The 20,015-nt window shown below is 41.7% G+C and carries 35 protein-coding genes; 1 reads left to right on the forward strand and 34 read right to left on the reverse strand.

Annotation, left to right across the window (positions count from 1 at the left end; genetic code table 11):
* Nucleotides 1–60 precede the first annotated feature (60 nt).
* The 3 genes from WAA20_RS16825 to WAA20_RS16835 form a co-directional block, all read right to left on the reverse strand.
* Nucleotides 61–870 (reverse strand): energy-coupling factor transporter transmembrane protein EcfT, encoded by an 810-nt coding sequence (locus WAA20_RS16825; RefSeq protein WP_073388417.1) that lies wholly within the window; start codon nucleotides 868–870, stop codon nucleotides 61–63.
* A 40-nt stretch (nucleotides 871–910) separates the two neighbouring features.
* Entirely contained in the window at nucleotides 911–1,759 is an 849-nt protein-coding gene (locus tag WAA20_RS16830) for an energy-coupling factor transporter ATPase (RefSeq protein ID WP_073388416.1), read from the reverse strand.
* Nucleotides 1,760–1,885: 126 nt separating this feature from the next.
* On the reverse strand, nucleotides 1,886–2,773 hold the full coding sequence (locus WAA20_RS16835) for an energy-coupling factor transporter ATPase (RefSeq protein WP_242951184.1): 888 nt from the start codon (nucleotides 2,771–2,773) through the stop codon (nucleotides 1,886–1,888).
* Between the two features lie 175 nt (nucleotides 2,774–2,948).
* Here WAA20_RS16835 and WAA20_RS16840 point away from each other — a divergent pair, with 175 nt between their 5' ends.
* Nucleotides 2,949–3,128, forward strand: a complete 180-nt coding sequence (locus tag WAA20_RS16840) for a hypothetical protein (protein ID WP_073388414.1) — start codon at nucleotides 2,949–2,951, stop codon at nucleotides 3,126–3,128.
* Nucleotides 3,129–3,244: 116 nt separating this feature from the next.
* Here the strand turns inward: WAA20_RS16840 and WAA20_RS16845 are convergent, their stop codons facing one another.
* The 31 genes from WAA20_RS16845 to rpsJ form a co-directional block, all read right to left on the reverse strand.
* On the reverse strand, nucleotides 3,245–3,802 hold the full coding sequence (locus tag WAA20_RS16845) for a L17 family ribosomal protein (protein ID WP_073388412.1): 558 nt from the start codon (nucleotides 3,800–3,802) through the stop codon (nucleotides 3,245–3,247).
* Nucleotides 3,803–3,946: 144 nt separating this feature from the next.
* Nucleotides 3,947–4,918, reverse strand: a complete 972-nt coding sequence (locus WAA20_RS16850; RefSeq protein WP_022756760.1) for a DNA-directed RNA polymerase subunit alpha — start codon at nucleotides 4,916–4,918, stop codon at nucleotides 3,947–3,949.
* 67 nt (nucleotides 4,919–4,985) lie between these two features.
* Nucleotides 4,986–5,579 carry a 30S ribosomal protein S4 gene (gene rpsD, locus WAA20_RS16855; protein ID WP_073388411.1) on the reverse strand — a complete coding sequence of 198 codons (594 nt, stop codon included), beginning with the start codon at nucleotides 5,577–5,579 and terminating at the stop codon, nucleotides 4,986–4,988.
* Nucleotides 5,580–5,767: 188 nt separating this feature from the next.
* Nucleotides 5,768–6,160, reverse strand: a complete 393-nt coding sequence (gene rpsK / locus WAA20_RS16860) for a 30S ribosomal protein S11 (protein WP_022754355.1) — start codon at nucleotides 6,158–6,160, stop codon at nucleotides 5,768–5,770.
* 94 nt (nucleotides 6,161–6,254) lie between these two features.
* Nucleotides 6,255–6,623 (reverse strand): 30S ribosomal protein S13, encoded by a 369-nt coding sequence (gene rpsM, locus WAA20_RS16865; protein WP_073388409.1) that lies wholly within the window; start codon nucleotides 6,621–6,623, stop codon nucleotides 6,255–6,257.
* Between the two features lie 285 nt (nucleotides 6,624–6,908).
* The gene (rpmJ, locus tag WAA20_RS16870) at nucleotides 6,909–7,022 is read right to left on the reverse strand and encodes a 50S ribosomal protein L36 (RefSeq protein ID WP_022754357.1); all 114 of its coding nucleotides are present in this window, start codon (nucleotides 7,020–7,022) and stop codon (nucleotides 6,909–6,911) included.
* A gap of 169 nt (nucleotides 7,023–7,191) precedes the next feature.
* Entirely contained in the window at nucleotides 7,192–7,410 is a 219-nt protein-coding gene (gene infA, locus WAA20_RS16875) for a translation initiation factor IF-1 (RefSeq protein WP_022754358.1), read from the reverse strand.
* 27 nt (nucleotides 7,411–7,437) lie between these two features.
* On the reverse strand, nucleotides 7,438–8,202 hold the full coding sequence (gene map / locus WAA20_RS16880) for a type I methionyl aminopeptidase (RefSeq protein WP_073388408.1): 765 nt from the start codon (nucleotides 8,200–8,202) through the stop codon (nucleotides 7,438–7,440).
* Between the two features lie 13 nt (nucleotides 8,203–8,215).
* Entirely contained in the window at nucleotides 8,216–8,857 is a 642-nt protein-coding gene (locus WAA20_RS16885; protein ID WP_073388406.1) for an adenylate kinase, read from the reverse strand.
* A gap of 97 nt (nucleotides 8,858–8,954) precedes the next feature.
* Nucleotides 8,955–10,274, reverse strand: coding sequence for a preprotein translocase subunit SecY (gene secY, locus WAA20_RS16890; protein ID WP_073388405.1), 1,320 nt, complete (start codon nucleotides 10,272–10,274; stop codon nucleotides 8,955–8,957).
* The gene (gene rplO, locus WAA20_RS16895; protein WP_073388403.1) at nucleotides 10,274–10,714 is read right to left on the reverse strand and encodes a 50S ribosomal protein L15; all 441 of its coding nucleotides are present in this window, start codon (nucleotides 10,712–10,714) and stop codon (nucleotides 10,274–10,276) included. Before rplO ends, secY begins: the two co-directional genes overlap by 1 nt.
* A 154-nt stretch (nucleotides 10,715–10,868) precedes the next feature.
* Complete coding sequence (rpmD, locus tag WAA20_RS16900; RefSeq protein ID WP_022754364.1) at nucleotides 10,869–11,057, reverse strand: 50S ribosomal protein L30; 189 nt, start codon at nucleotides 11,055–11,057, stop codon at nucleotides 10,869–10,871.
* A 29-nt stretch (nucleotides 11,058–11,086) separates the two neighbouring features.
* Nucleotides 11,087–11,596 carry a 30S ribosomal protein S5 gene (gene rpsE, locus WAA20_RS16905; RefSeq protein ID WP_073388402.1) on the reverse strand — a complete coding sequence of 170 codons (510 nt, stop codon included), beginning with the start codon at nucleotides 11,594–11,596 and terminating at the stop codon, nucleotides 11,087–11,089.
* 19 nt (nucleotides 11,597–11,615) lie between these two features.
* The gene (gene rplR / locus WAA20_RS16910) at nucleotides 11,616–11,984 is read right to left on the reverse strand and encodes a 50S ribosomal protein L18 (RefSeq protein WP_073388400.1); all 369 of its coding nucleotides are present in this window, start codon (nucleotides 11,982–11,984) and stop codon (nucleotides 11,616–11,618) included.
* A gap of 19 nt (nucleotides 11,985–12,003) precedes the next feature.
* Nucleotides 12,004–12,543: a 50S ribosomal protein L6 gene (gene rplF / locus WAA20_RS16915; RefSeq protein ID WP_073388399.1), complete on the reverse strand. Its 540-nt coding sequence runs from the start codon at nucleotides 12,541–12,543 to the stop codon at nucleotides 12,004–12,006.
* A 15-nt stretch (nucleotides 12,544–12,558) separates the two neighbouring features.
* On the reverse strand, nucleotides 12,559–12,960 hold the full coding sequence (gene rpsH / locus WAA20_RS16920; protein WP_073388397.1) for a 30S ribosomal protein S8: 402 nt from the start codon (nucleotides 12,958–12,960) through the stop codon (nucleotides 12,559–12,561).
* A gap of 111 nt (nucleotides 12,961–13,071) precedes the next feature.
* Entirely contained in the window at nucleotides 13,072–13,257 is a 186-nt protein-coding gene (locus WAA20_RS16925) for a type Z 30S ribosomal protein S14 (RefSeq protein ID WP_022754369.1), read from the reverse strand.
* Nucleotides 13,258–13,278: 21 nt separating this feature from the next.
* Complete coding sequence (gene rplE, locus WAA20_RS16930) at nucleotides 13,279–13,818, reverse strand: 50S ribosomal protein L5 (RefSeq protein ID WP_073388396.1); 540 nt, start codon at nucleotides 13,816–13,818, stop codon at nucleotides 13,279–13,281.
* Between the two features lie 20 nt (nucleotides 13,819–13,838).
* A complete protein-coding gene (rplX, locus tag WAA20_RS16935; RefSeq protein ID WP_073388394.1) occupies nucleotides 13,839–14,201 on the reverse strand; it encodes a 50S ribosomal protein L24 in 363 nt (120 codons plus the stop codon).
* A gap of 15 nt (nucleotides 14,202–14,216) precedes the next feature.
* Nucleotides 14,217–14,585, reverse strand: coding sequence for a 50S ribosomal protein L14 (gene rplN / locus WAA20_RS16940; protein WP_022754372.1), 369 nt, complete (start codon nucleotides 14,583–14,585; stop codon nucleotides 14,217–14,219).
* A gap of 60 nt (nucleotides 14,586–14,645) precedes the next feature.
* Nucleotides 14,646–14,900: a 30S ribosomal protein S17 gene (gene rpsQ / locus WAA20_RS16945; protein WP_022754373.1), complete on the reverse strand. Its 255-nt coding sequence runs from the start codon at nucleotides 14,898–14,900 to the stop codon at nucleotides 14,646–14,648.
* Nucleotides 14,901–14,933: 33 nt separating this feature from the next.
* A complete protein-coding gene (gene rpmC, locus WAA20_RS16950) occupies nucleotides 14,934–15,143 on the reverse strand; it encodes a 50S ribosomal protein L29 (protein WP_073388393.1) in 210 nt (69 codons plus the stop codon).
* Nucleotides 15,133–15,570 carry a 50S ribosomal protein L16 gene (gene rplP / locus WAA20_RS16955; protein ID WP_073388391.1) on the reverse strand — a complete coding sequence of 146 codons (438 nt, stop codon included), beginning with the start codon at nucleotides 15,568–15,570 and terminating at the stop codon, nucleotides 15,133–15,135. Before rplP ends, rpmC begins: the two co-directional genes overlap by 11 nt.
* The gene (gene rpsC / locus WAA20_RS16960) at nucleotides 15,570–16,244 is read right to left on the reverse strand and encodes a 30S ribosomal protein S3 (RefSeq protein WP_022754376.1); all 675 of its coding nucleotides are present in this window, start codon (nucleotides 16,242–16,244) and stop codon (nucleotides 15,570–15,572) included. The genes rplP and rpsC overlap by 1 nt, the downstream gene beginning before the upstream one ends.
* A gap of 20 nt (nucleotides 16,245–16,264) precedes the next feature.
* On the reverse strand, nucleotides 16,265–16,663 hold the full coding sequence (gene rplV / locus WAA20_RS16965; RefSeq protein ID WP_022754377.1) for a 50S ribosomal protein L22: 399 nt from the start codon (nucleotides 16,661–16,663) through the stop codon (nucleotides 16,265–16,267).
* 23 nt (nucleotides 16,664–16,686) lie between these two features.
* Entirely contained in the window at nucleotides 16,687–16,968 is a 282-nt protein-coding gene (rpsS, locus tag WAA20_RS16970) for a 30S ribosomal protein S19 (protein ID WP_073388389.1), read from the reverse strand.
* Nucleotides 16,969–16,984: 16 nt separating this feature from the next.
* The gene (gene rplB, locus WAA20_RS16975) at nucleotides 16,985–17,827 is read right to left on the reverse strand and encodes a 50S ribosomal protein L2 (RefSeq protein WP_073388388.1); all 843 of its coding nucleotides are present in this window, start codon (nucleotides 17,825–17,827) and stop codon (nucleotides 16,985–16,987) included.
* Between the two features lie 95 nt (nucleotides 17,828–17,922).
* Complete coding sequence (gene rplW, locus WAA20_RS16980; RefSeq protein WP_073388386.1) at nucleotides 17,923–18,222, reverse strand: 50S ribosomal protein L23; 300 nt, start codon at nucleotides 18,220–18,222, stop codon at nucleotides 17,923–17,925.
* Nucleotides 18,222–18,845 (reverse strand): 50S ribosomal protein L4, encoded by a 624-nt coding sequence (gene rplD, locus WAA20_RS16985; protein WP_073388385.1) that lies wholly within the window; start codon nucleotides 18,843–18,845, stop codon nucleotides 18,222–18,224. The genes rplW and rplD overlap by 1 nt, the downstream gene beginning before the upstream one ends.
* Nucleotides 18,846–18,868: 23 nt before the next feature.
* Entirely contained in the window at nucleotides 18,869–19,537 is a 669-nt protein-coding gene (rplC, locus tag WAA20_RS16990) for a 50S ribosomal protein L3 (protein WP_073388383.1), read from the reverse strand.
* A gap of 148 nt (nucleotides 19,538–19,685) precedes the next feature.
* Complete coding sequence (rpsJ, locus tag WAA20_RS16995; protein ID WP_022754383.1) at nucleotides 19,686–19,997, reverse strand: 30S ribosomal protein S10; 312 nt, start codon at nucleotides 19,995–19,997, stop codon at nucleotides 19,686–19,688.
* Nucleotides 19,998–20,015 lie beyond the last annotated feature (18 nt).

The following is a 20,015-nucleotide window of genomic DNA, read 5'->3' on the forward strand; positions in this document are numbered from 1 at the left end:
ATGCGAATTCACCATACAAGATCGTGAAGAATATATTTATTGTAGTTCTTTTTCCATAAGTCAGACCAAAAAACTCATTCTGCCACACACGATCATGGCAGCCATGAATATAATAAAGGCGGCATATGCGACAAAATCGCGATGTCTGTACATAAGTGGCTTCATCCTTGTTCTGCCTTCTCCGCCGTGATAGCACCTTGCCTCCATGGCCATGGCGAGGTCGTTGGCGCGTCTGAATGCTGAGATAAAGAGGGGGACAAGTATTGGCACAAGACTTTTGGCCTTTTTGATCATTCCGCCTGTTTCAAAGTCAGCACCTCTGGCCATCTGCGCTTTCATGATCTTATCAGTTTCTTCCATGAGGATTGGTATGAATCTAAGGGCTATGGCCATCATCATGGCGATCTCATGAACCGGAACCTTGAGCTTTTTTAACGGTCCCAGAAGAACTTCAAGGCCGTCTGTAAGCTGGTTTGGAGTGGTCGTAAGTGTCATGACTGATGATCCTGTTATTAGGAATATCAGCCTTATTGCCATTTTACCTGCAAGTATCAGGCCTTCTTTTGTAATGTTGAAGATCCAAAAAGATACAAGTGTCTCCCCAGGTGTAAGGAAGAGATTGAATAAAAATGTGATCATAAGGAGCATGAATATGGCTTTCATTCCGCGGAATATAAATGATGGCGGAACATGTGACAGATATATGATCGCTACAAGATACGCAGCTGCTACTGCATATCCTGTCAGATTGTTTACCATAAACAGACATATTATAAAAGCAAGCGTAGCCACTATCTTGACTCTTGGATCAAGATCATGGATGACGGATTTAGTTTGATAATACTGTCCTATAGTAATGTCTCGTAACATTGAGTTTTGTCCTTGTTTTCTATAATTCTAAATACTGATATTATTTATTAAAAACTTTCATGATCTCATCTGCAGCCTGCTCTATTGTCGTAACTGTATCGTCAACATCAAAGCCTTTTTCCTTAAGGTCTTTCATGATGTATGTTACCTGAGGCGCTGCAAGTCCCATCTTCTCAAGGTCTTTATAGTTTTCAAATACTTTTCTTGGCTCATCATCGAACTGAACCTGACCATGATCCATTACGATGATCCTGTCAACGTAGTTCGCAACGTCTTCCATGCTATGTGAGACCAGAACTATGGTTATGCCTTTTTCTTTATGGAGCTTTTTGAGTAGGTCGAGAATCTCATTCTTGCCTTTGGGATCAAGTCCTGCAGTGGGTTCGTCAAGAACAAGTATCTCGGGCTCCATGGCAATTACTCCTGCTATTGCAACACGCCTTTTCTGGCCGCCTGAAAGATCGAATGGAGACTGCTTATAATATTCATCACTAAGTCCTACGAGTCTTAGGGCTTCGTAAGCTCTTTTTTCTACTTCATCTTTAGATAGGCCTAAGTTCTTGGGTCCAAAGCATACATCGGCCAAAACGTCTGTTTCAAAAAGCTGATGCTCAGGATACTGAAACACAAGACCGACTTTAGATCTTAATTTCTTGCGATCATAGTCCTTTTCATTGATGTCCTGACCATCAAAAAGTACCTGGCCGGAGGTAGGCTTAACGAGGCCATTTAGGTGCGTGACAAGGGTAGACTTACCGGATCCTGTGTGGCCGATAAGGCCGATAAACTCTCCGCCACCTATTTCCAGCGTCACGTCTTTGAGAGCCACGTGTGCCATTTCGGTATCCGCATCATATATGTAATTGACATGATCTAGCTTTAATGCCATGTTATTCCTCGATTAAAATATGTCTGTAAAAAATCTTGTAATGCCTTTCATTAAGATTTAATCTTAATGAAACAGTTTCTTCTTTTTCAAAAAAGATGATCTTGATTGTTCTAATGCTTGTAATAATCAAGAATTCTGATTTGTTTTTTGATTTAGTTTTAAAAGTGAATCGATAAGCTCATCTCTTGTCAATATGCCTGTCGGGATATCAAGTCCTTTTTTTCTAAGACTGTCTGCAAGTAAAGTAACCTGCGGGACATCGAGCCTTAACTCCTTAAGCTTATCTACTTGGGAAAAGACTTCTCGCGGGGTTCCGGACATCACGACTCTCCCCTTATCCATAACAAAGATTCTGTCTGCATGGACTACTTCTTCCATGTAATGAGTGATCAATATCACTGTTATGTTCTCTACATCATTAAGTGCCCTGGCAGCTCTTATGACTTCTTTGCGTCCTGATGGATCAAGCATCGCTGTTGGCTCATCCATAATAATGCACTCCGGATGCATAGCTATGACTCCGGCTATAGATACGCGCTGCTTCTGACCACCTGACAGGTGATTTGGAGATGCTTTTCTATATTCATACATGCCTACAGTTTTAAGGCTTTCATTTACTCTTTCCCAGATCTCTTCGGTAGGCACTCCCATGTTCTCAGGGCCAAATCCAACATCTTCCTCGACTATCTGACCTATGATCTGGTTATCGGGGTTCTGAAAGACCATACCAGCCTTCTGACGTATATCCCAGACCTTATCTTCATCTGTTGTATCCATTCCGTCAACAAAAACAGCCCCTTCACTTGGATATAAAAGGGCGTTAAAATGCTTGGCGAGTGTAGATTTTCCTGATCCGTTATGACCTAAAATAGCAATAAATTCGCCTTTATTTACGGTCATGTCAACTCCGTCTACTGCTGTAACGGTGCCGACAGGATTGCCTTCCTCATCATGCTTTACATATTGAAATCTGACGTTTTTAGTATGGATCATATGTGATGAATTATTATTCATATTATTAGGGATATCTCTAAGTTTTTTGTTATTAATTTTTGATCAAATCTCTATTACCACGTTTTAGCGCATAATATCGCTTTGTATCTCCACGATTATACAAAATTAGCCAAGAAGCGTCAATTAGAGTAAAATATTGGTATAGCAACGAAATTCAGGGATCGGGAGGCTTAAAATGAATAATATTCAGGGAACTTATAAAAAGATCTTACTTCTGGTTATCTGCATTATCATCTGCGCTATAGGTGCACGCTTACTTAATTCCGGAGAAACACTTTCTGAATACGCTCAAAAGCATCCTGAGGCTGCGTACTCTTCTACAACTCAGAATTCATCAGAAAATGCAAATCAATAAATATAACTATCCAAAAAATCTATAATTCATATTAAAGTTGAAGAAAACAGAAATATCATATGCAAAAAACGCATACACCTAAGTGCATGCGTTTTTTAATGTTATCCTAAACTGTATTAAACGAGCTCAAGAACAACCATCATAGCTGCGTCACCCTTACGCTGACCAACCTTGATGATACGTGTGTAGCCACCCTTACGGCTAGCATACTTTACAGCGTACTCATCGAAGATCTTATCTGTAAGATCAACAACCTTTGTGTTCTGCTTACGAAGCTTTCCTTCTGTAGGAACTTCTGTAACCTTGTAAAGCTCTTTGTACATCTGACGTCTAGCGTGAAGACGTGAAGGCTTGTCCTTTGTAACTTCCTTCTTCTCGATGTCATAATCGTAAACCTTAAGAGTCTTCTTAAGCTTTTCGTTGTACTTTCTCTCGAGAACGATGCGCTTTCCGTTAGCGTCCTTCTTGCAGTGCTTTACTTCAACAGTAACAGTCTCAGTATTGTCCTTCTCTTTGATTCCAAGTGCGATAAGGTGCTCAGCAATCTGACGTACCTCTTTAGCACGAGCTTCAGTAGTAATGATCTTACCATTGTAAAGAAGTTCTGTTACCTGGTTTCTAAGAAGAGCCTTTCTAGGCTTGCTTGCTTTGCTAAGCTTTCTGTACATTGCCATGATATTATATTTCCTTTCTCATTACAGAGTTCCCTCTGCGTTGGTGCATTTTGCAGCGCTCATTGGGCTTACCCGCAAAATGTGATGTTTACCATGAGATTCGCATCCGTACACTTTGGTTTTACCTTCAGCGAATTAACTCCATTAGTTAAGTTCCTCAGTCATTTCACCTTTTCTAAGCTGCAGGCCGAGCTCTTCGAGCTTAGCAAGAACTTCTTCAAGTGACTTACGTCCGAGGTTACGAACCTTCATCATATCGTCAGGTGTCTTATTGCAAAGTTCCTGAACAGTATTGATTCCGGCTCTCTTGAGACAGTTGAATGAACGAACTGAAAGTTCAAGTTCTTCAATTGACATCTCAAGGACTTTACCCTTTACATTGTCTTCTTTATCTGTAATAACATCAGCAGTCTGAGCTACTTCAGAAAGATCAATGAAAAGAGACAGATGCTCTGAAAGTACCTTTGCTGCAAGGCTTACAGCCTCATCAGGCTCAAGTGTACCATTTGTGTGAACATCCAGTGTCAGTTTATCAAAGTCAGTTACCTGACCGACACGAGTATTTTCAACTGTTACATTTACACGCTCAACAGGTGTATAAATTGAATCAATTGCAAGAACTCCGATCGGAAGGTCTCCAGACTTGTTCTTATCTGAGCTGACATATCCTCTGCCGCGTGTGATTGTAAGCTCCATATAAAGCTTTGCATCAGCACCGCAAAGTGTAGCAATAGTCTGATCGGGATTCATGATCTCGATATCCTGATCAACCTGAATATCTGATGCCTTAACAACGCCGTCACCTGTATATTCGATGTAAGCAATCTTAGGCTCATTTGTTTCAGATTTATTCTTGATAGCAAGATTTTTGATGTTCATTATGATTTCAGTAACATCCTCTTTAACTCCAGGGATAGAACTGAATTCATGAAGAACGCCTTCGATCTTGACCTGACTAACTGCAGCACCAGGTAAAGAAGAAAGCATAATCCTTCTGAGGGAATTACCAAGTGTAATACCATAACCTCTTTCAAGAGGTTCTACAACGAATTTACCATACTTCTTGTCATCTGAGATTTCTGCTACTTCAATATTTGGTCTCTCAAAATCAAACACTGATATTTCCTCCTTTTATGCTTAGTCAACAGTTGCATTCTTTATATAATCATTAATTATTTACGAATTACTTGGAATACAGCTCGACGATAAGCATTTCGTCAACAGGAACATCAATCATGTCTCTTGCTGGAAGCTGTGAAATAGTACCCTTCCAATTCTCCTTGTCAGCATCGATCCATGCAGGAACGAGTCTAGCACCAGCGATCTCAGCGATATCTTTGAATCTCTGCATGTTCTTAGCAGACTCTTTGATCTCAACTGTATCACCTGCTTTGAGCTGGTAAGAAGGAACGTTAACTACCTTACCATTAACAAGTACGAACTTGTGAAGAACTACCTGACGAGCTTCTCTTCTTGTTCTTGCGAAACCAAGACGGAAGATTACGTTGTCGAGTCTTCTCTCGAGAAGAACCATAAGGTTCTCACCGGACTGTCCTCTCATCTGATCAGCCTTCTCATAGTAATTTCTGAAAGGCTTCTCAAGTACTCCATAAATGAATTTTGCTTTCTGTTTCTCACGAAGCTGAAGGCCATATTCTGAAATCTTACGGCCAGACCTCTGAGGGTTTCTCTTTGACTTCTTGTCATATCCAAGGAATGTAGGATCAAGGTCAAGAGATCTGCATCTTTTAAGTATCGGTGTTCTGTTTACTGCCATTTTATGTGGCTCCTTTCTTCAGGATATTTGTCCTGCTGTTGTTTACAATCAATTTTGTCCATCATGGACATGACCTTCTTCCAACTAACTAAATTGCTATTTATTACTACTATTTTGCCTGCTTATAAATAAGCAAAGCATATCTGGCTGCTTGACGCAGCCAGCAAAAATCAGTCATAAGACTAATCTTATACTCTACGTCTCTTAGGCGGACGGCATCCGTTGTGAGGAACTGGAGTTACATCTGTGATACTTGTAACTGTAAGTCCATTAGCTGCGAGTGCTCTGATAGCAGCTTCTCTTCCTGAACCCGGTCCCTTTACGAACACATCAACTGTCTTAAGCCCATGGATAAGAGCAGCTTTTGTAGCTGTTTCAGCAGCTACCTGTGCAGCATAAGGAGTAGATTTTCTTGAACCCTTAAATCCGAGTCCGCCTGCACTTGCCCAGCTAAGAGCGTTTCCAGCTGCATCTGTCAGTGTAACGATTGTGTTGTTGAAAGATGCCTGGATGTGTGCCTGACCGTGTTCAACGTTTTTCTTAACACGCTTCTTTGAAGCGCTAGCTTTCTGATTTGCCATAGTAAACTAACCTACTTTCTTCCTTTTAGTTTGTATACAAATGATTGAATGCACGATTCTTATATCATTTGTGTCAACGAGTGACTGACTACTATTACTTCTTCTTGTTAGCAATAGTTCTCTTAGGTCCCTTACGTGTTCTTGCATTTGTCTTTGTTCTCTGACCACGGCAAGGAAGACCCTTTCTGTGACGAGTTCCGCGATAGCATCCGATCTCAGTCAGTCTCTTGATATTCATTGCTACTTCACGACGAAGATCACCTTCTACCATGTAGTCGTTAGTGATAATCTCACTAAGCTTCTTTACTTCTTCATCTGTAAGATCACGGCAACGTGTATCTGGATTAACACCAGCAGCTGCAATAATCTTGTTTGAACTTGTTCTGCCAATTCCATAAATGTAAGTCAAGCCGATTTCTACGCGCTTGTCTCTAGGTAAATCAACACCTGCAATACGAGCCATTTTAATAATTCCTCCATAATAAATTATATGTATGTACGCGTGCATAAAGGCGTGGCTTGTTGCCTATATGTTTGTTTTTAGCGTCATACGGTTACTTTTGATTGAGGCATCTGAATCTTTGATTCATAACTCCGCCTTTGCGAAATTTCTATGCCCAATCGGACAGGATCCGATCTTTCCAACACACAATAATAATATTGGTATCAAAAAGTAATATACGTAGGCTCTACGATATATTAATCGAACAGACATCAGCCGCATGTAGCGGCGCCCGGACGAATCGAATTATCCCTGTCTCTGCTTGTGCTTAGGGTTTTCGCAGATAACACGAATGACACCCTTTCTCTTAATGACCTTGCACTTCTCGCACATAGGCTTAACAGAAGATCTGACTTTCATCCCGACTCCTTTCCTGTAGTTTCCCACATTTTATGTCATACTACCTCTTTACTAAAAATAGACGCAAAGAGAGCCTTCTACAAAGAAGACCGTTTTATAGTATAGCGCAAATCAAATTAAAATGCAACAAATTTTATACAAAAATTTCGGTAATTTTTTTCCAATAAAATTATTTGTCTCTCCAAATAATTCTACCCTTTGTAAGATCGTATGGAGAAAGTTCCATAGTAACCTTATCTCCGGGAAGTATTCTGATGAAGTTCTGTCTGAGCTTTCCGCTGATGTGAGCCAGAACTACATGTCCGTTTTCAAGTTCAACACGGAACATTGTGTTAGGAAGCTTTTCTATAACTTTTCCTTCGATTTCAATTACATCTGCCTTAGACATTATTTCCTCCTTGCTATGTGCAGCATATTATTCTTCATCTTCAAGCATTGTCAATATTTCAGGTTCGTCATCTGTTATTACGATCGTATTTTCATAATGAGCAGCAGGCAAACCATCGACTGTCACAACTGTCCAATCATCATCAAGCCATCCGACATATCTTTTACCCATAGTGATCATAGGCTCAACACATATCGTCATGCCTTTCTGAAGTTTTATTCCCCTTCGAATCTGTCTGTAATTGGGAACATTGGGGTCTTCATGAAGACTCTGTCCTATTCCATGGCCTGTCAATTCATGTACTATTCCATATCCATACTTTGTAACATATTGATCAACGGCTTTGGATATTTCGTAGAGTCTGTTACCCGCACGTGCCTTCTTGATTCCTTCGAAAAAGCTTTGCTTTGTTACATCTATCAGCTGCTTTTTCTCAGGACTGATCGAACCTACCCCCCATGTTCTTGCGGCGTCAGAATGCCATCCTTTATAAATAAGGCCGGTATCGAATGTTACGATATCACCTTCCTGCAATATTCTGTCGGCACTTGGTATTCCATGTACTACTTCTTCATTTATAGAAATACATATCGAACCGGGAAAACCTTCATAATTCTTGCAGTTAGGTATACCGCCCATTTTTCTGATCAGCTCTTCTCCTAAGGTATCAATCTCAAGAGTAGACATTCCCGGGCGTAATGCCTGATGTAATTCTGCATGCACCTGCGCTAAGAGGTGCCCTGATTGTCGCATCAGATCAATCTGATCCGGTGTCTTGATAAAGATCTGCATAACAGGACCTCAATTATCCAAGGATCTTAACGATATCTTCAAAGACATCATTCATATCTTTGGTTCCATCTACTGTTTTAAGGATGTTTTTGCTATTGTAATATTCTATAAGAGGCTGTGTCTGTTCATGATAAACACTAAGACGATTCTGAACAGTTTCAGGCTTGTCATCATCTCTTTGTACAAGCTCGCTGCCACAACGATCGCAAATGCCTTCCTGCTTTGGTGGAATATGCTCAATATGATATGTAGCTCCGCACTTAAGACAAGCACGTCTTCCTGACATTCTTCTAACGATATTTTCATCCGGAACTTCTACATCTATAGCAAAGTCTATCTTATCTGAAAGCTTAGTAAGCTCTTTATCAAGAACATCTGCCTGAGGTATTGTTCTTGGGAATCCGTCAAGAACATATCCATCTTTGCAATCTTCATTTGCAACTCGGTCTAAAAGAAGCTCTACAGTAAGTTCATCAGGAACGAGCTGTCCCTTGTCCATATACTCTTTAGCTTTTTTTCCAAGTTCTGTACCATTTTTAATGTTTGATCTGAAAAGATCTCCTGTTGAAATGTGCGGAATATTGTATTTGTCACAGATCATCTGTGCCTGAGTTCCTTTTCCGGCCCCAGGTGCTCCCAGCATTATAATCTTCATTCCCCTGTCTCCTCTTTTTTATGCTTATATTCTTTAGTCAACGTAAAAGAAGGTCGGGCCATGCAAAACCATGAAACCCGGCCTCTTTCTAATTATCTCAATCGTCTAAAAAGCCTTTGTAATTACGAACGAGCATCTGTGACTCAATCTGCTTAACTGTTTCAAGTATAACACTTACAACGATGATAAGAGAAGTGCCACCAAATGATACATTGGCATTAAAAAGTCCGTTAAATACGATTGGAAGAACCGCTACGATGATCAGGCCGCATACACCAATAAGGATGATGTATTTGAGCATATTCTGCAGATAATCGCTGGTTGGCTTACCAGGTCTGATACCTGGGATAAATCCACCCTGCTTCTTAAGATTGTCTGCAATCTCAAGCGGATTAAATGTAATGTCTGTATAGAAGTAAGCGAAAAATATCATAAGAAGTATATATAATACAAGTCCTACGCTATATTTCCACTGTGAAGGCTGAATCCAGTTGCCTTCGTTGAGGTACTTAAGAACCTCGCTCCATACTCCTGTTCCCTTATATCCCAAAAGCTGAGATACGATGATCGGGAACTGGAAAAGTGACATTGCAAAAATGATAGGCATAACGCCGGCTGTATTAACCTTAAGTGGAATCTCTGCTCCACTAGAACCTACAAGACGTCTGCCCTGCAGTTTCTTAGCATACTGAACCGGAATCTTACGCTCTGCATCATTGAGAAGGACTACCAGCACTACCATTGCTATGATTATTACAAGAATGATAAGTCCGTATACAACCTTCTGTACTACTGAGTGATTAAGAAGGAACTGTTCGTACAGAGTCTTTAAATCCTTCGGCATTCTGGAAACAATGTTGATTGTAAGGACAATGGATATACCATTACCTACACCATAATCCGTAATTCTTTCACCAATCCACATAAGGAATGCACTACCTGCAGTAAGCGCTGCAACGATTTCTACACAATATACCCAGTTCTGAGATTTGATAAGAAGTCCATTGCGATAGAAACCTACTGCCATAGCAATTGATTCTACGAGCGCAAGTGCTATTGTGATGTAACGAGTCATGTTCGTAAGTTTCTTACGACCTTCTTCGCCATCATGCTGCCATTCTTCGAATTTTGGAATAGCAATTGTCAGTAGCTGAATAATGATAGATGACGTAATGTAAGGTGTGATATTCAGAGCCAGAATAGACATCTGTTCGAATGATCCACCTGTAAAACGTTCCATAAATCCGAAACTTCCGCCTGCTGTAAGTTGACGGAACCAATATGAGAACTGCTCACCGTATATACCGGGAACAGTAATCAATGTACCAAGTCTGATTACTGCAAGCATCAGAAGTGTAAACACTATCTTGCTTCTGATTTCTCTAATTTTGAATGCATTCTTTAGGGTTGTTAGCATCAGATCACCTCTGCTGTTCCACCAAGAGCCTCGATTTTTTCTTTTGCAGATGCACTGAATGCATTTACTTTAACCGTAAGCTTCTTAGTTAATTCTCCGCCACCAAGAATCTTAACACCATCATTTTCCTTCTTGATAATGCCCATTTCTTTAAGTGCGCTGACAGTAACTTCAGCTCCGTTATCAAATGCTTCCAGTCTGTCAACATTGATAGCTACATAGTTCTTAGAATTGATGTTCTTGAAGCCTCTCTTAGGAAGTCTTCTGAACAGAGGCATCTGACCACCTTCGAAACCTGGTCTTGGAGCTCCTGAACGAGCCTTCTGACCCTTGTGACCCTTACCAGCAGTCTTTCCGTTTCCTGAAGCGTGTCCACGTCCTCTTCTGAAGTTGTCTGACTGTACTGATCCTTCAGCTGGTCTTAAATTTGATAATTCCATGATATTCCTCATTTCCCGCTGCGAGAATCACTAAGACGCAGATTATGCCTCGCAGCGTGTCTCATAATCTGCTCGCTCATTATATTATACGCACCTTTTGGGTGCATAGCAAACATGGTTCTGCAAAAATATTTGCAGAACCGTGTTTATATCATTACATTTCTTCAACTTTAACAAGGTGTCTGATCTGCTGGATCTGTCCTCTTGTAGCGGAGTTATCCGGAAGAACTACACTGCTGTTAAGTTTCTTAAATCCCATTGATTTAACGGTTGCTACCTGCTTAGGCACAGCACCGATAGTGGATTTAATCAATGTGATTTTGAGTTTCTTTTCTGCTGCCATTGATTTCTCCTTTCCTTAAGGCTGTTACCTTAAGCATTAACTTCTTCTACAGACTTGCCGCGCATCTTTGCAACTTCCTCAGGAGTCTTAAGCTTGCTGAGACCGTTGATTGTAGCGAATACAACGTTCTGCTTATTGTTGGAACCAAGAGACTTTGTACGAATGTTCTTGATACCAGCAAGTTCACATACGGAACGTGCAGGACCACCAGCGATGATACCTGTACCTTCTGGGCTCTTCTTAAGAAGAACTTCAGCACTTCCGAACTTACCAACGAAATCATGTGTAATGGAGTTATTCTCATCAAGAGCAACTGTAACAAGTGACTTTGTTGCAGCTTCCTTACCCTTACGAATAGCATCCGGAATTTCTGTAGCCTTACCAAGACCACATCCTACGTGTCCATTACCATCACCTACAACTACAAGAGCTGTAAATTTCATGTTACGGCCACCCTTAACTACCTTGGTAACCCTTTTAATGGTAACGACTTTATCTGTTAACTCAAGCTGACTTGCATCAACGACTGTACGTTTCATTTAATTCTGTTCTCCTCTCTTAGAATTCTAAGCCAGCTTTTCTGGCAGCATCAGCAAGGGCTTCAACCTTACCGTGATAAATGTAACCTGCTCTGTCGAAAACAACAGCCTTGATACCCTTCTCAAGGGCTCTCTTAGCTACTACATCTCCAACATATGCAGCTGCATCAACATCATCGGTGTTCTTGAGCTCAGCCTTGATGTCTTTTTCAAGAGTAGAAGCAGAAACAAGAGTCTTCTGAGCTACGTCATCGATAACCTGAGCGTAGATGTTCTTGTTGCTTCTGAACACTGCAAGTCTTGGTCTCTCAGCAGTGCCGCTGTAGCGTTTACGTTCCTTCAGGTGCTTCTTTTCACGAATTTCCTGTCTGGATTCTTTCTTAACCATTTTACACTCTCCTTATCTCTTACTTCTTACCGGTCTTACCGACTTTACGTCTGATTACTTCATCAACGTACTTGATTCCCTTGCCCTTATATGGTTCAGGAGCTCTCTTCTCGCGGATGATTGCTGCGTACTGGCCAACCTTTTCCTTGTCGATACCTTTAACTGTGATGATCTGACCTTCAACAGTAGATTCAACACCTTCTGGATCTTCAAGTTCTACCGGATGAGAATATCCAAGAGTAAGTGTGAGAGTTTTGCCCTTCTTTGCAGCTCTGTAACCAACACCTGCAACCTCGAGCTTCTTCTCAAATCCGTCTTTAACACCTGTTACCATGTTGTTCAGAAGTGCTCTTGTAAGTCCGTGCAGAGCCTTTGTTCTCTTCTGATCATCTGGTCTTGTTATAACAATCTCGCCGTCTTTCTGCTCGATTGAAAGCTCCGCAGGGAAATCTCTTGTAAGTTCTCCCTTAGGACCTTTTACAGTCACCTTGTTATTTTCTGCAACCGTGATGTTTACTCCATCAGGGATTGCGATTGGCATTTTACCGATTCGTGACATGCCCGTACCTCCAATTTACCAAATAAATGCAAGAACTTCGCCACCAACCTGGAGCTCTCTTGCTTTCTTATCAGTTACAACACCCTGGTTTGTAGAAATGATAGCAATTCCGAGACCGCCAAGTACTCTTGGAAGCTCATCCTTACCAGCATATACACGAAGACCAGGCTTGGAAATTCTCTTGATACCTGTGATAACCTTATCGTTACGATCTGCACCATACTTAAGTGTGATGTGGAGATCCTTGAAGCCCTTGTTATCAACAACGTCAAGCTTCTTGATATAACCTTCCTCAAGAAGAATGTTTGCGATTGCAAGCTTCATCTTTGATGAAGGAACGTCTACAGTATCATGTTTAGCAGTGTTAGCGTTACGAATTCTTGTAAGCATATCTGCAATAGGATCATTCATTGCCATTTTAATTTTCCTCCTAATATTCTTGCTCCGCCTTACTCCCCAAAAAGGGGAGAGACACGAAGCCGCAATAAATTTTGTTGAACTTGATCACAAAGTGATCACTTGTCCTAATTACCAGCTGGCTTTCTTTACGCCAGGGATCTCGCCCTTATATGCAAGTTCACGGAAGCAGATTCTGCAAATTCCGTATTTTCTAAGAACTGAATGAGGACGACCGCAGATTCTGCAACGTGTATAAGCTCTTGTTGAGAACTTAGGTTTCATCTGCTGTTTTCTTTTCATGGATAATTTAGCCATGTTTTTTCTTTCCTCCTATGATTACTTTGCGAAAGGCATGTTGAACAGTCTGAGAAGCTCACGAGCCTCTTCGTCTGTCTTTGCTGTTGTTGTGAAGATAATGTCCATTCCTCTTGTCTTATCAACCTTATCATACTCGATTTCAGGGAAGATAAGCTGTTCACGAATACCAAGAGCATAGTTGCCTCTTCCGTCAAAGGAATCAGGATTGATGCCGCGGAAGTCACGTACACGAGGCAGTGCCAGGTTTACGAGACGATCCAGGAAATCATACATCTTCTCGCCACGAAGAGTAACCTTGCAACCGATTGCCTGGCCCTCTCTGATCTTAAAGTTAGCGATTGACTTCTTAGCCTTTGTAAGAACGGGCTTCTGACCTGTGATAATTTCCATGTCGCCAGCTGCGTTCTCAAGAACCTTAGCATTTTCTTTAGCTTCGCCAACTGCCATGTTAACAACGATCTTGTCAAGCTTCGGAACTTCCATAACGTTCTTGTAGCCGAACTTCTTTGTCATAGCGTCAACGATTTCATTTGTATATAAATCTTTATATCTGCTCACGTCTTAGTACCTCCTTCCCGTTAGTTCTTCTTCTGTGACGGATAGATCACGTCGATAACTTCGCCTGTTGCCTTAGCAACACGAGACTTCTTGACAACCTTGCCATTTTCGTCTCTTTCTTCTTTGATGCCGACGCGTGTTGTCTTACCGTCAACTACGAGCATAACGTTGGAGATATCGATAGGAGCTTCAACTTCTACGATTCCGCCGTTCTGATTCTGCATAGAAGGCTTCTGGTGCTTTTTAACCTTGTTGATACCTTCTACAACTACTCTGTGATTTTTAGCATCAACGGACAGAACCTTACCTTCATGACCCTTGTCTTCATAGGAGCCAGCGATAACACGAACTGTATCTCCCTTTTTAATTCTACTTGCTGCCATAATTTGGGTTCCTCCTTATAATACTTCAGGTGCAAGAGAAAGTATCTTCATGTATTTCTTATCACGAAGCTCTCTAGCAACTGGTCCAAATATACGTGTTCCTTTTGGATTACCGTCATCGTTGATTACTACAGCAGCGTTCTCATCGAACTTGATGTAGGAACCATCTTTACGACGTGTCTCCTTTACTGTACGAACAACAACGGCTTTAACAACGTCACCCTTTTTTACAACACCACCGGGTGTTGCATCTTTAACAGAAGCAACGATTACATCACCGATTCTCGCATATCTTCTTGTAGATCCGCCCATAACACGAATGCAAAGCAGTTCTTTTGCACCAGTATTATCAGCGACATTAAGTCTGCTTTCCTGTTGAATCATGTTAATTCTCCTTCTTTATAATGCGCAGGAATATGAGTTATCTTAAAAATATACTCAAAATTATTTAGCGCGTTCAATAATAGAAACAAGTCTCCATCTCTTATCTTTTGAAAGTGGTCTTGTCTCCATGACCTTTACTGTATCGCCAACATGACACTCATTGTTCTCGTCATGTGCTTTAAGCTTATATGTTTTCTTAACGATCTTCTTGTAAAGAGGATGTTTTACATGGTCTTCAATGGAAACAGTGATGGTCTTGTCCATCTTATCACTTGTAACCTTACCAACACGTGTTTTTCTAAGATTTCTTTCCACGATTCTTTATCCTTTCCCGCAACTTCAGCGAAATTATTCAGCTACTTTTGATTTCTGTGTGATTACTGTCTGAATTCTAGCAATGTTCTTACGAACAGTGTTGATTCTTGCAGTATTATCCAGCTGGTTAGTAGCCTTCTGGAATCTTAAATTGAAAAGTTCCTTCTTTGCAGAAACAAGCTCTTCATTAAGAGCCTTTGCATCCTTCTTATTAAGCTCTTCAACATATGCATTAGTTTTCATCAGATACACCACCTTCCAAATCAGCCTTGGAAACGATCTTGCAGCGGCAAGGAAGCTTGTGCATAGCAAGACGAAGTGCTTCTCTGGCATCATCTTCAGATACACCGCCGATCTCGAACATTACGCGACCTGGCTTTACTACAGATACCCAGTACTCTACAGTACCCTTTCCTGAACCCATTCGAGTTTCAGCAGGCTTTGCTGTAACAGGCTTATCAGGGAATATTTTGATCCAAACCTGTCCACCACGCTTTGTGAAACGTGTCATAGCTACACGGGCAGCCTCGATCTGGTTGGATCTGATCCAGCAAGGATCAAGGGCAACTATTCCATATTCACCGTAAGCGATTGTTGTACCGCGAGTAGCTTTGTGAGCCATAGAACCACGGAACTGTTTACGGTGTTTAACTCTCTTTGGCATTAACATTATTTATCGCTCCCTTCCTTGTCAGCATCAGCTTTAGGTCCTTTCTTAGGAAGAACTTCTCCCTTGTAGATCCAAACCTTAACACCAACCTTACCATAGGTTGTATCTGCTTCTGCAAAACCATAATCAATATCAGCTCTAAGTGTCTGAAGCGGGATTGTTCCTTCGCTATAGAACTCTTTACGAGCAATATCAGCACCACCAAGACGACCACCACAGCAAGCCTTGATACCAAGAACGCCTGCCTTCATGGATCTTGACATTGAAGACTTCATAGCTCTTCTGAAAGATACACGGTTCTCAAGCTGGCTAGCAATGTTTTCTGCAACAAGCTGAGCATCGCGGTCAGGTCTCTTAATCTCTTTGATATCAACCATGACTTTTTTATCTGTAAGCTTCTGAAGCTCTTTCTTTGTGATCTCGATTTCGTTGCCGCCCTTACCAATTACAACGCCAGGCTTAGCTGTGAAAACGATAACCTTAACTCTGTCAGATGCTCTCTCGATCTCAATCTTGGAAACACCTGCAGCATATAACTTTTTCTTAAGGTACTTTCTGATCTTGTAATCTTCAACAAGATTATCAGCAAATGCACCCTCTTCAGCGTACCATCTGGAATCCCAGTCAGCTATAACGCCTACTCTCATGCCATGCGGATTAACTTTCTGTCCCATTTGATTTTAGCTCTCCTTTCTTATCTCTCATCCAGAATGATGCTGAGGTTGCTCATTCTCTTGTTGATTCTGTAAGCTCTGCCCTGTGCTCTAGGATGAATTCTCTTCATGATAGGGCCATTGTTAGCATAGCACTCAGCAATGTACAGATTTTCACGGTTCTTACCCTGGAATTCTGCGTTAGCTGCAGCACTTGCAAGGAGCTTATAGATAACGCTTGAAGCATATCTTGGATTGTACTGTAAGATAGCAAGAGCTGTTGTTACATCTTTACCACGGATAGCGTCCATAACGAAGCATGCCTTCTGAACAGGAATTCTAGCGTATGTAAGCTTAGCGTGTGGTCTTGTCTCTCTATTTTCTCTATTTCTCTCAACTTTGTATTGAGATCTGGACTTCTTCTTTTCTTCTGTTGCCATAATGAACCTCCTTTCGCTCTACCTTATCTGGCACCTGTCTTTTTCTCGTTGCCTGCGTGGCCGCGGAAAGTTCTGGTCTGAACGAACTCACCAAGCTTATGGCCAACCATATCCTCAGTTACATATACCGGGATGTGCTTTCTTCCGTCGTGAACTGCGATCGTATGCCCTACGAATGAAGGGAAGATCGTTGAACGACGTGACCAGGTCTTGATGATCTGCTTTTCGTTCTGTGCGTTCATAGCATCTATTTTCTTTAAGAGACTTGCATCAGCGAAAGGTCCCTTTTTAAGTGATCTTGACATTTTATTCTCCCTTCAATTATTTGATGGCTTTACCGTTTCTTCTTCTTACGATGAGCTTGTTAGAAGCCTTCTTGGACTTACGTGTCTTATAACCAAGAGCAGGCTTGCCCCAAGGTGTGCATGGACCCGGACGACCTACCGGAGCCTTACCTTCACCACCACCGTGTGGGTGATCGTTAGGGTTCATAACAGAACCACGAACTGTAGGACGAATACCCATGTGACGAATACGGCCTGCCTTACCATAATTGATAAGGTTGTGTTCAATGTTTCCAACTTCACCGATTGTTGCACGGCACTCGATCGGAACCATTCTCATCTCACCAGAAGGAAGACGAAGTGTAGCATACTTCTCACCCTTAGCCATAAGCTGTGCAGAGTTACCAGCTGAACGAACAAGCTGACCACCCTTTCCAGGATAAAGCTCGATGTTGTGAACTTCTGTACCTACAGGAATAGCTGAAAGTGGAAGGCAGTTACCAACACGGATTTCTGCGTTAGCACCGTTCATAACTGTCATGCCATCTGTAAGACCTGCAGGAGCAAGGATGTATGACTTTGTTCCATCTGCGTAGCAGATAAGAGCGATGTTAGCTGTACGGTTAGGATCGTACTCGATACCGATAACCTTTGCAGGCATATCATCTTTATTTCTCTTGAAGTCGATGAGTCTGTATTTAACTCTACCGCCGCAACCTTTGTGTCTAACTGTGATCTTACCCTGGTTATTACGTCCAGCAATGCTGTTCTTTGAAACAAGAAGCTTCTTCTCAGGAGTCTTCTTTGTGATTTCAGCGAAATCAGAACCAGTCATGTTTCTTCTGGATGGGGTATAAGGACCATACTTCTTAATTCCCATGATTATTTTTCTCCTTATTTTGTCGCATGCGAGGGATGATACCCTTGGCCTTGGACTCTTGCTAGGGCCTTGCACGCATAATTATTAACTATAAATTAGAGTCCCTGGAAAATCTCGATGTCTTTAGAATCTTCTGTCAGAGTTACAACAGCCTTCTTTGTCTTAGCTGTGAAACCAACTGCCTGACCTCTTCTTCTCTTAGTACCATCAGCGTTAAGTGTGTTAACCTTAGCAACCTTTGTACCTTCGAACATCTTTTCTACAGCTTCCTTGATCTGAGTCTTGTTAGCCTGAGGATTAACAAGGAATGTGTATTTCTTATCGCCCATAAGGTTCATTGACTTCTCAGTCAGAACGGGCTTCAGGATAATGTCATAATATTCGAGTGCTGCCATTATGCGTACACCTCCTCGATTTTGCTTACTGCGTCCTTAGTAAGAACCAGTGTCTTTGCATTTACGATATCGTAAACGTTAAGTAAGTTTGCCTGCATTGTCTTAGCCTGAGCAAAGTTACGAGCTGAAAGAACAACGTTCTGATCGTTATCAGCAAGAACAACAAGTGCCTTACGGTCTACATTGATGTTTGCCATAACTTCAGCGAACTTCTTTGTCTTGATCTCATCGAACTTAAGCTCATCAAGAACTACGATATTGCCGCTTTCTACCTTATCTGTAAGAGCGGACTTAAGGGCTGCCTGCTTCTCCTTCTTGTTCATCTTGAAGGAATAATCTCTTGGAACTGGAGCGAATACAACACCGCCGCCTGTCCACTGAGGAGATCTTGTTGAACCCTGTCTAGCATGACCTGTTCCCTTCTGTCTCCATGGCTTTCTGCCACCTCCGGAAACTTCGGAACGAGTCTTTGCTTTCTGTGTGCCCTGACGGTTGTTAGCAAGATACTGAACAACTGCAAGGTGTACAAGGTGCTCGTTGACATCAACACCGAAAACTGCATCGTTCAGGTCGATCTTGCCAACTTCTTTACCTTCCATATTTAAAACAGATACGTTAGCCATCTGAATGGTCCTCCTTTCCTTCGTTATGCCTCAACTCTTGTTGTTTCTTTGATAGTAACAAGGCCCTTCTTAGGTCCTGGTACAGCGCCTTTAACAAGAATGAGATTCTTCTCAGCGTCTACCTTTACTACTTCAAGGTTCTGAACTGTAACTCTTACAGCGCCCATGTGACCAGGCATACCTTTGCCCTTGAATACACGGCTAGGATCAGAACTTGAACCGTTAGAACCCTGATGACGATGGAACTTAGAACCGTGAGCCATAGGTCCTCTGTGCTGACCATTCTTCTTGATGGCGCCCTGGAAACCTTTACCCTTTGAGATAGCTGTTGCATCGATCTTGTCTCCATCTGCGAAGATGTCAGCCTTGATCTCTGCACCAAGCTGATAATCAGCTGCGTTCTCAAGTTTAAGCTCTCTGACGTATCTCTTGGATGTTACACCAGCCTTTTTGAAGTGACCAGCCTCAGCCTTGTTTACGCCATGTCTGTGCCAAACCTTGCCAGATTCGTAGTTCTTTTCTTTCTTATCTACGAAACCAACCTGAACAGCAGAATAACCATCGTTTTCCTGTGTCTTGATCTGTGTTACTACGCACGGTCCAGCCTGAAGTACTGTTACAGGAACAAGTGAACCGTCTTCTTTGAAGATCTGGGTCATTCCGACCTTAGTAGCTAAAATAGCCTTCTTCATGTTTTTTACCTCCTGGTTCATCTACAGCGGATGCTTAAAGCGTTCGCAATGTCGTTTTATTACTTATATAAGTAATTTCCAGTGTCGCGGCATCATGCGTCTTGCATCATACTAGTAGAGGTTAAAATAATTAGTAGTTTCTGATGAATTATTTCATCTTGATGTTGATGTAAACGCCTGCAGGCATTTCAAGTCTCTGCAGTGCATCAACTGTTTTAGGTGTAGGTGTGATGATATCGATCAGTCTCTTATGTGTTCTCTGCTCGAACTGTTCTCTGGAATCCTTGTACTTGTGTACAGCACGAAGAATTGTTACTACTTCCTTCTTAGTAGGAAGCGGAACTGGTCCTGAAACCTGAGATCCGTTCTTCTTGACTGTCTCGATGATCTTCTTAGCAGATGCATCAACTAACTGATGATCATATGCCTTAAGAGTAATCCTCATTACCTGATTTGCCATAAAAAAAGTCGCCTCCTT

Origin of the sequence: Butyrivibrio fibrisolvens (assembly GCF_037113525.1) — a bacterium.
GTDB lineage: Bacteria > Bacillota > Clostridia > Lachnospirales > Lachnospiraceae > Butyrivibrio > Butyrivibrio fibrisolvens.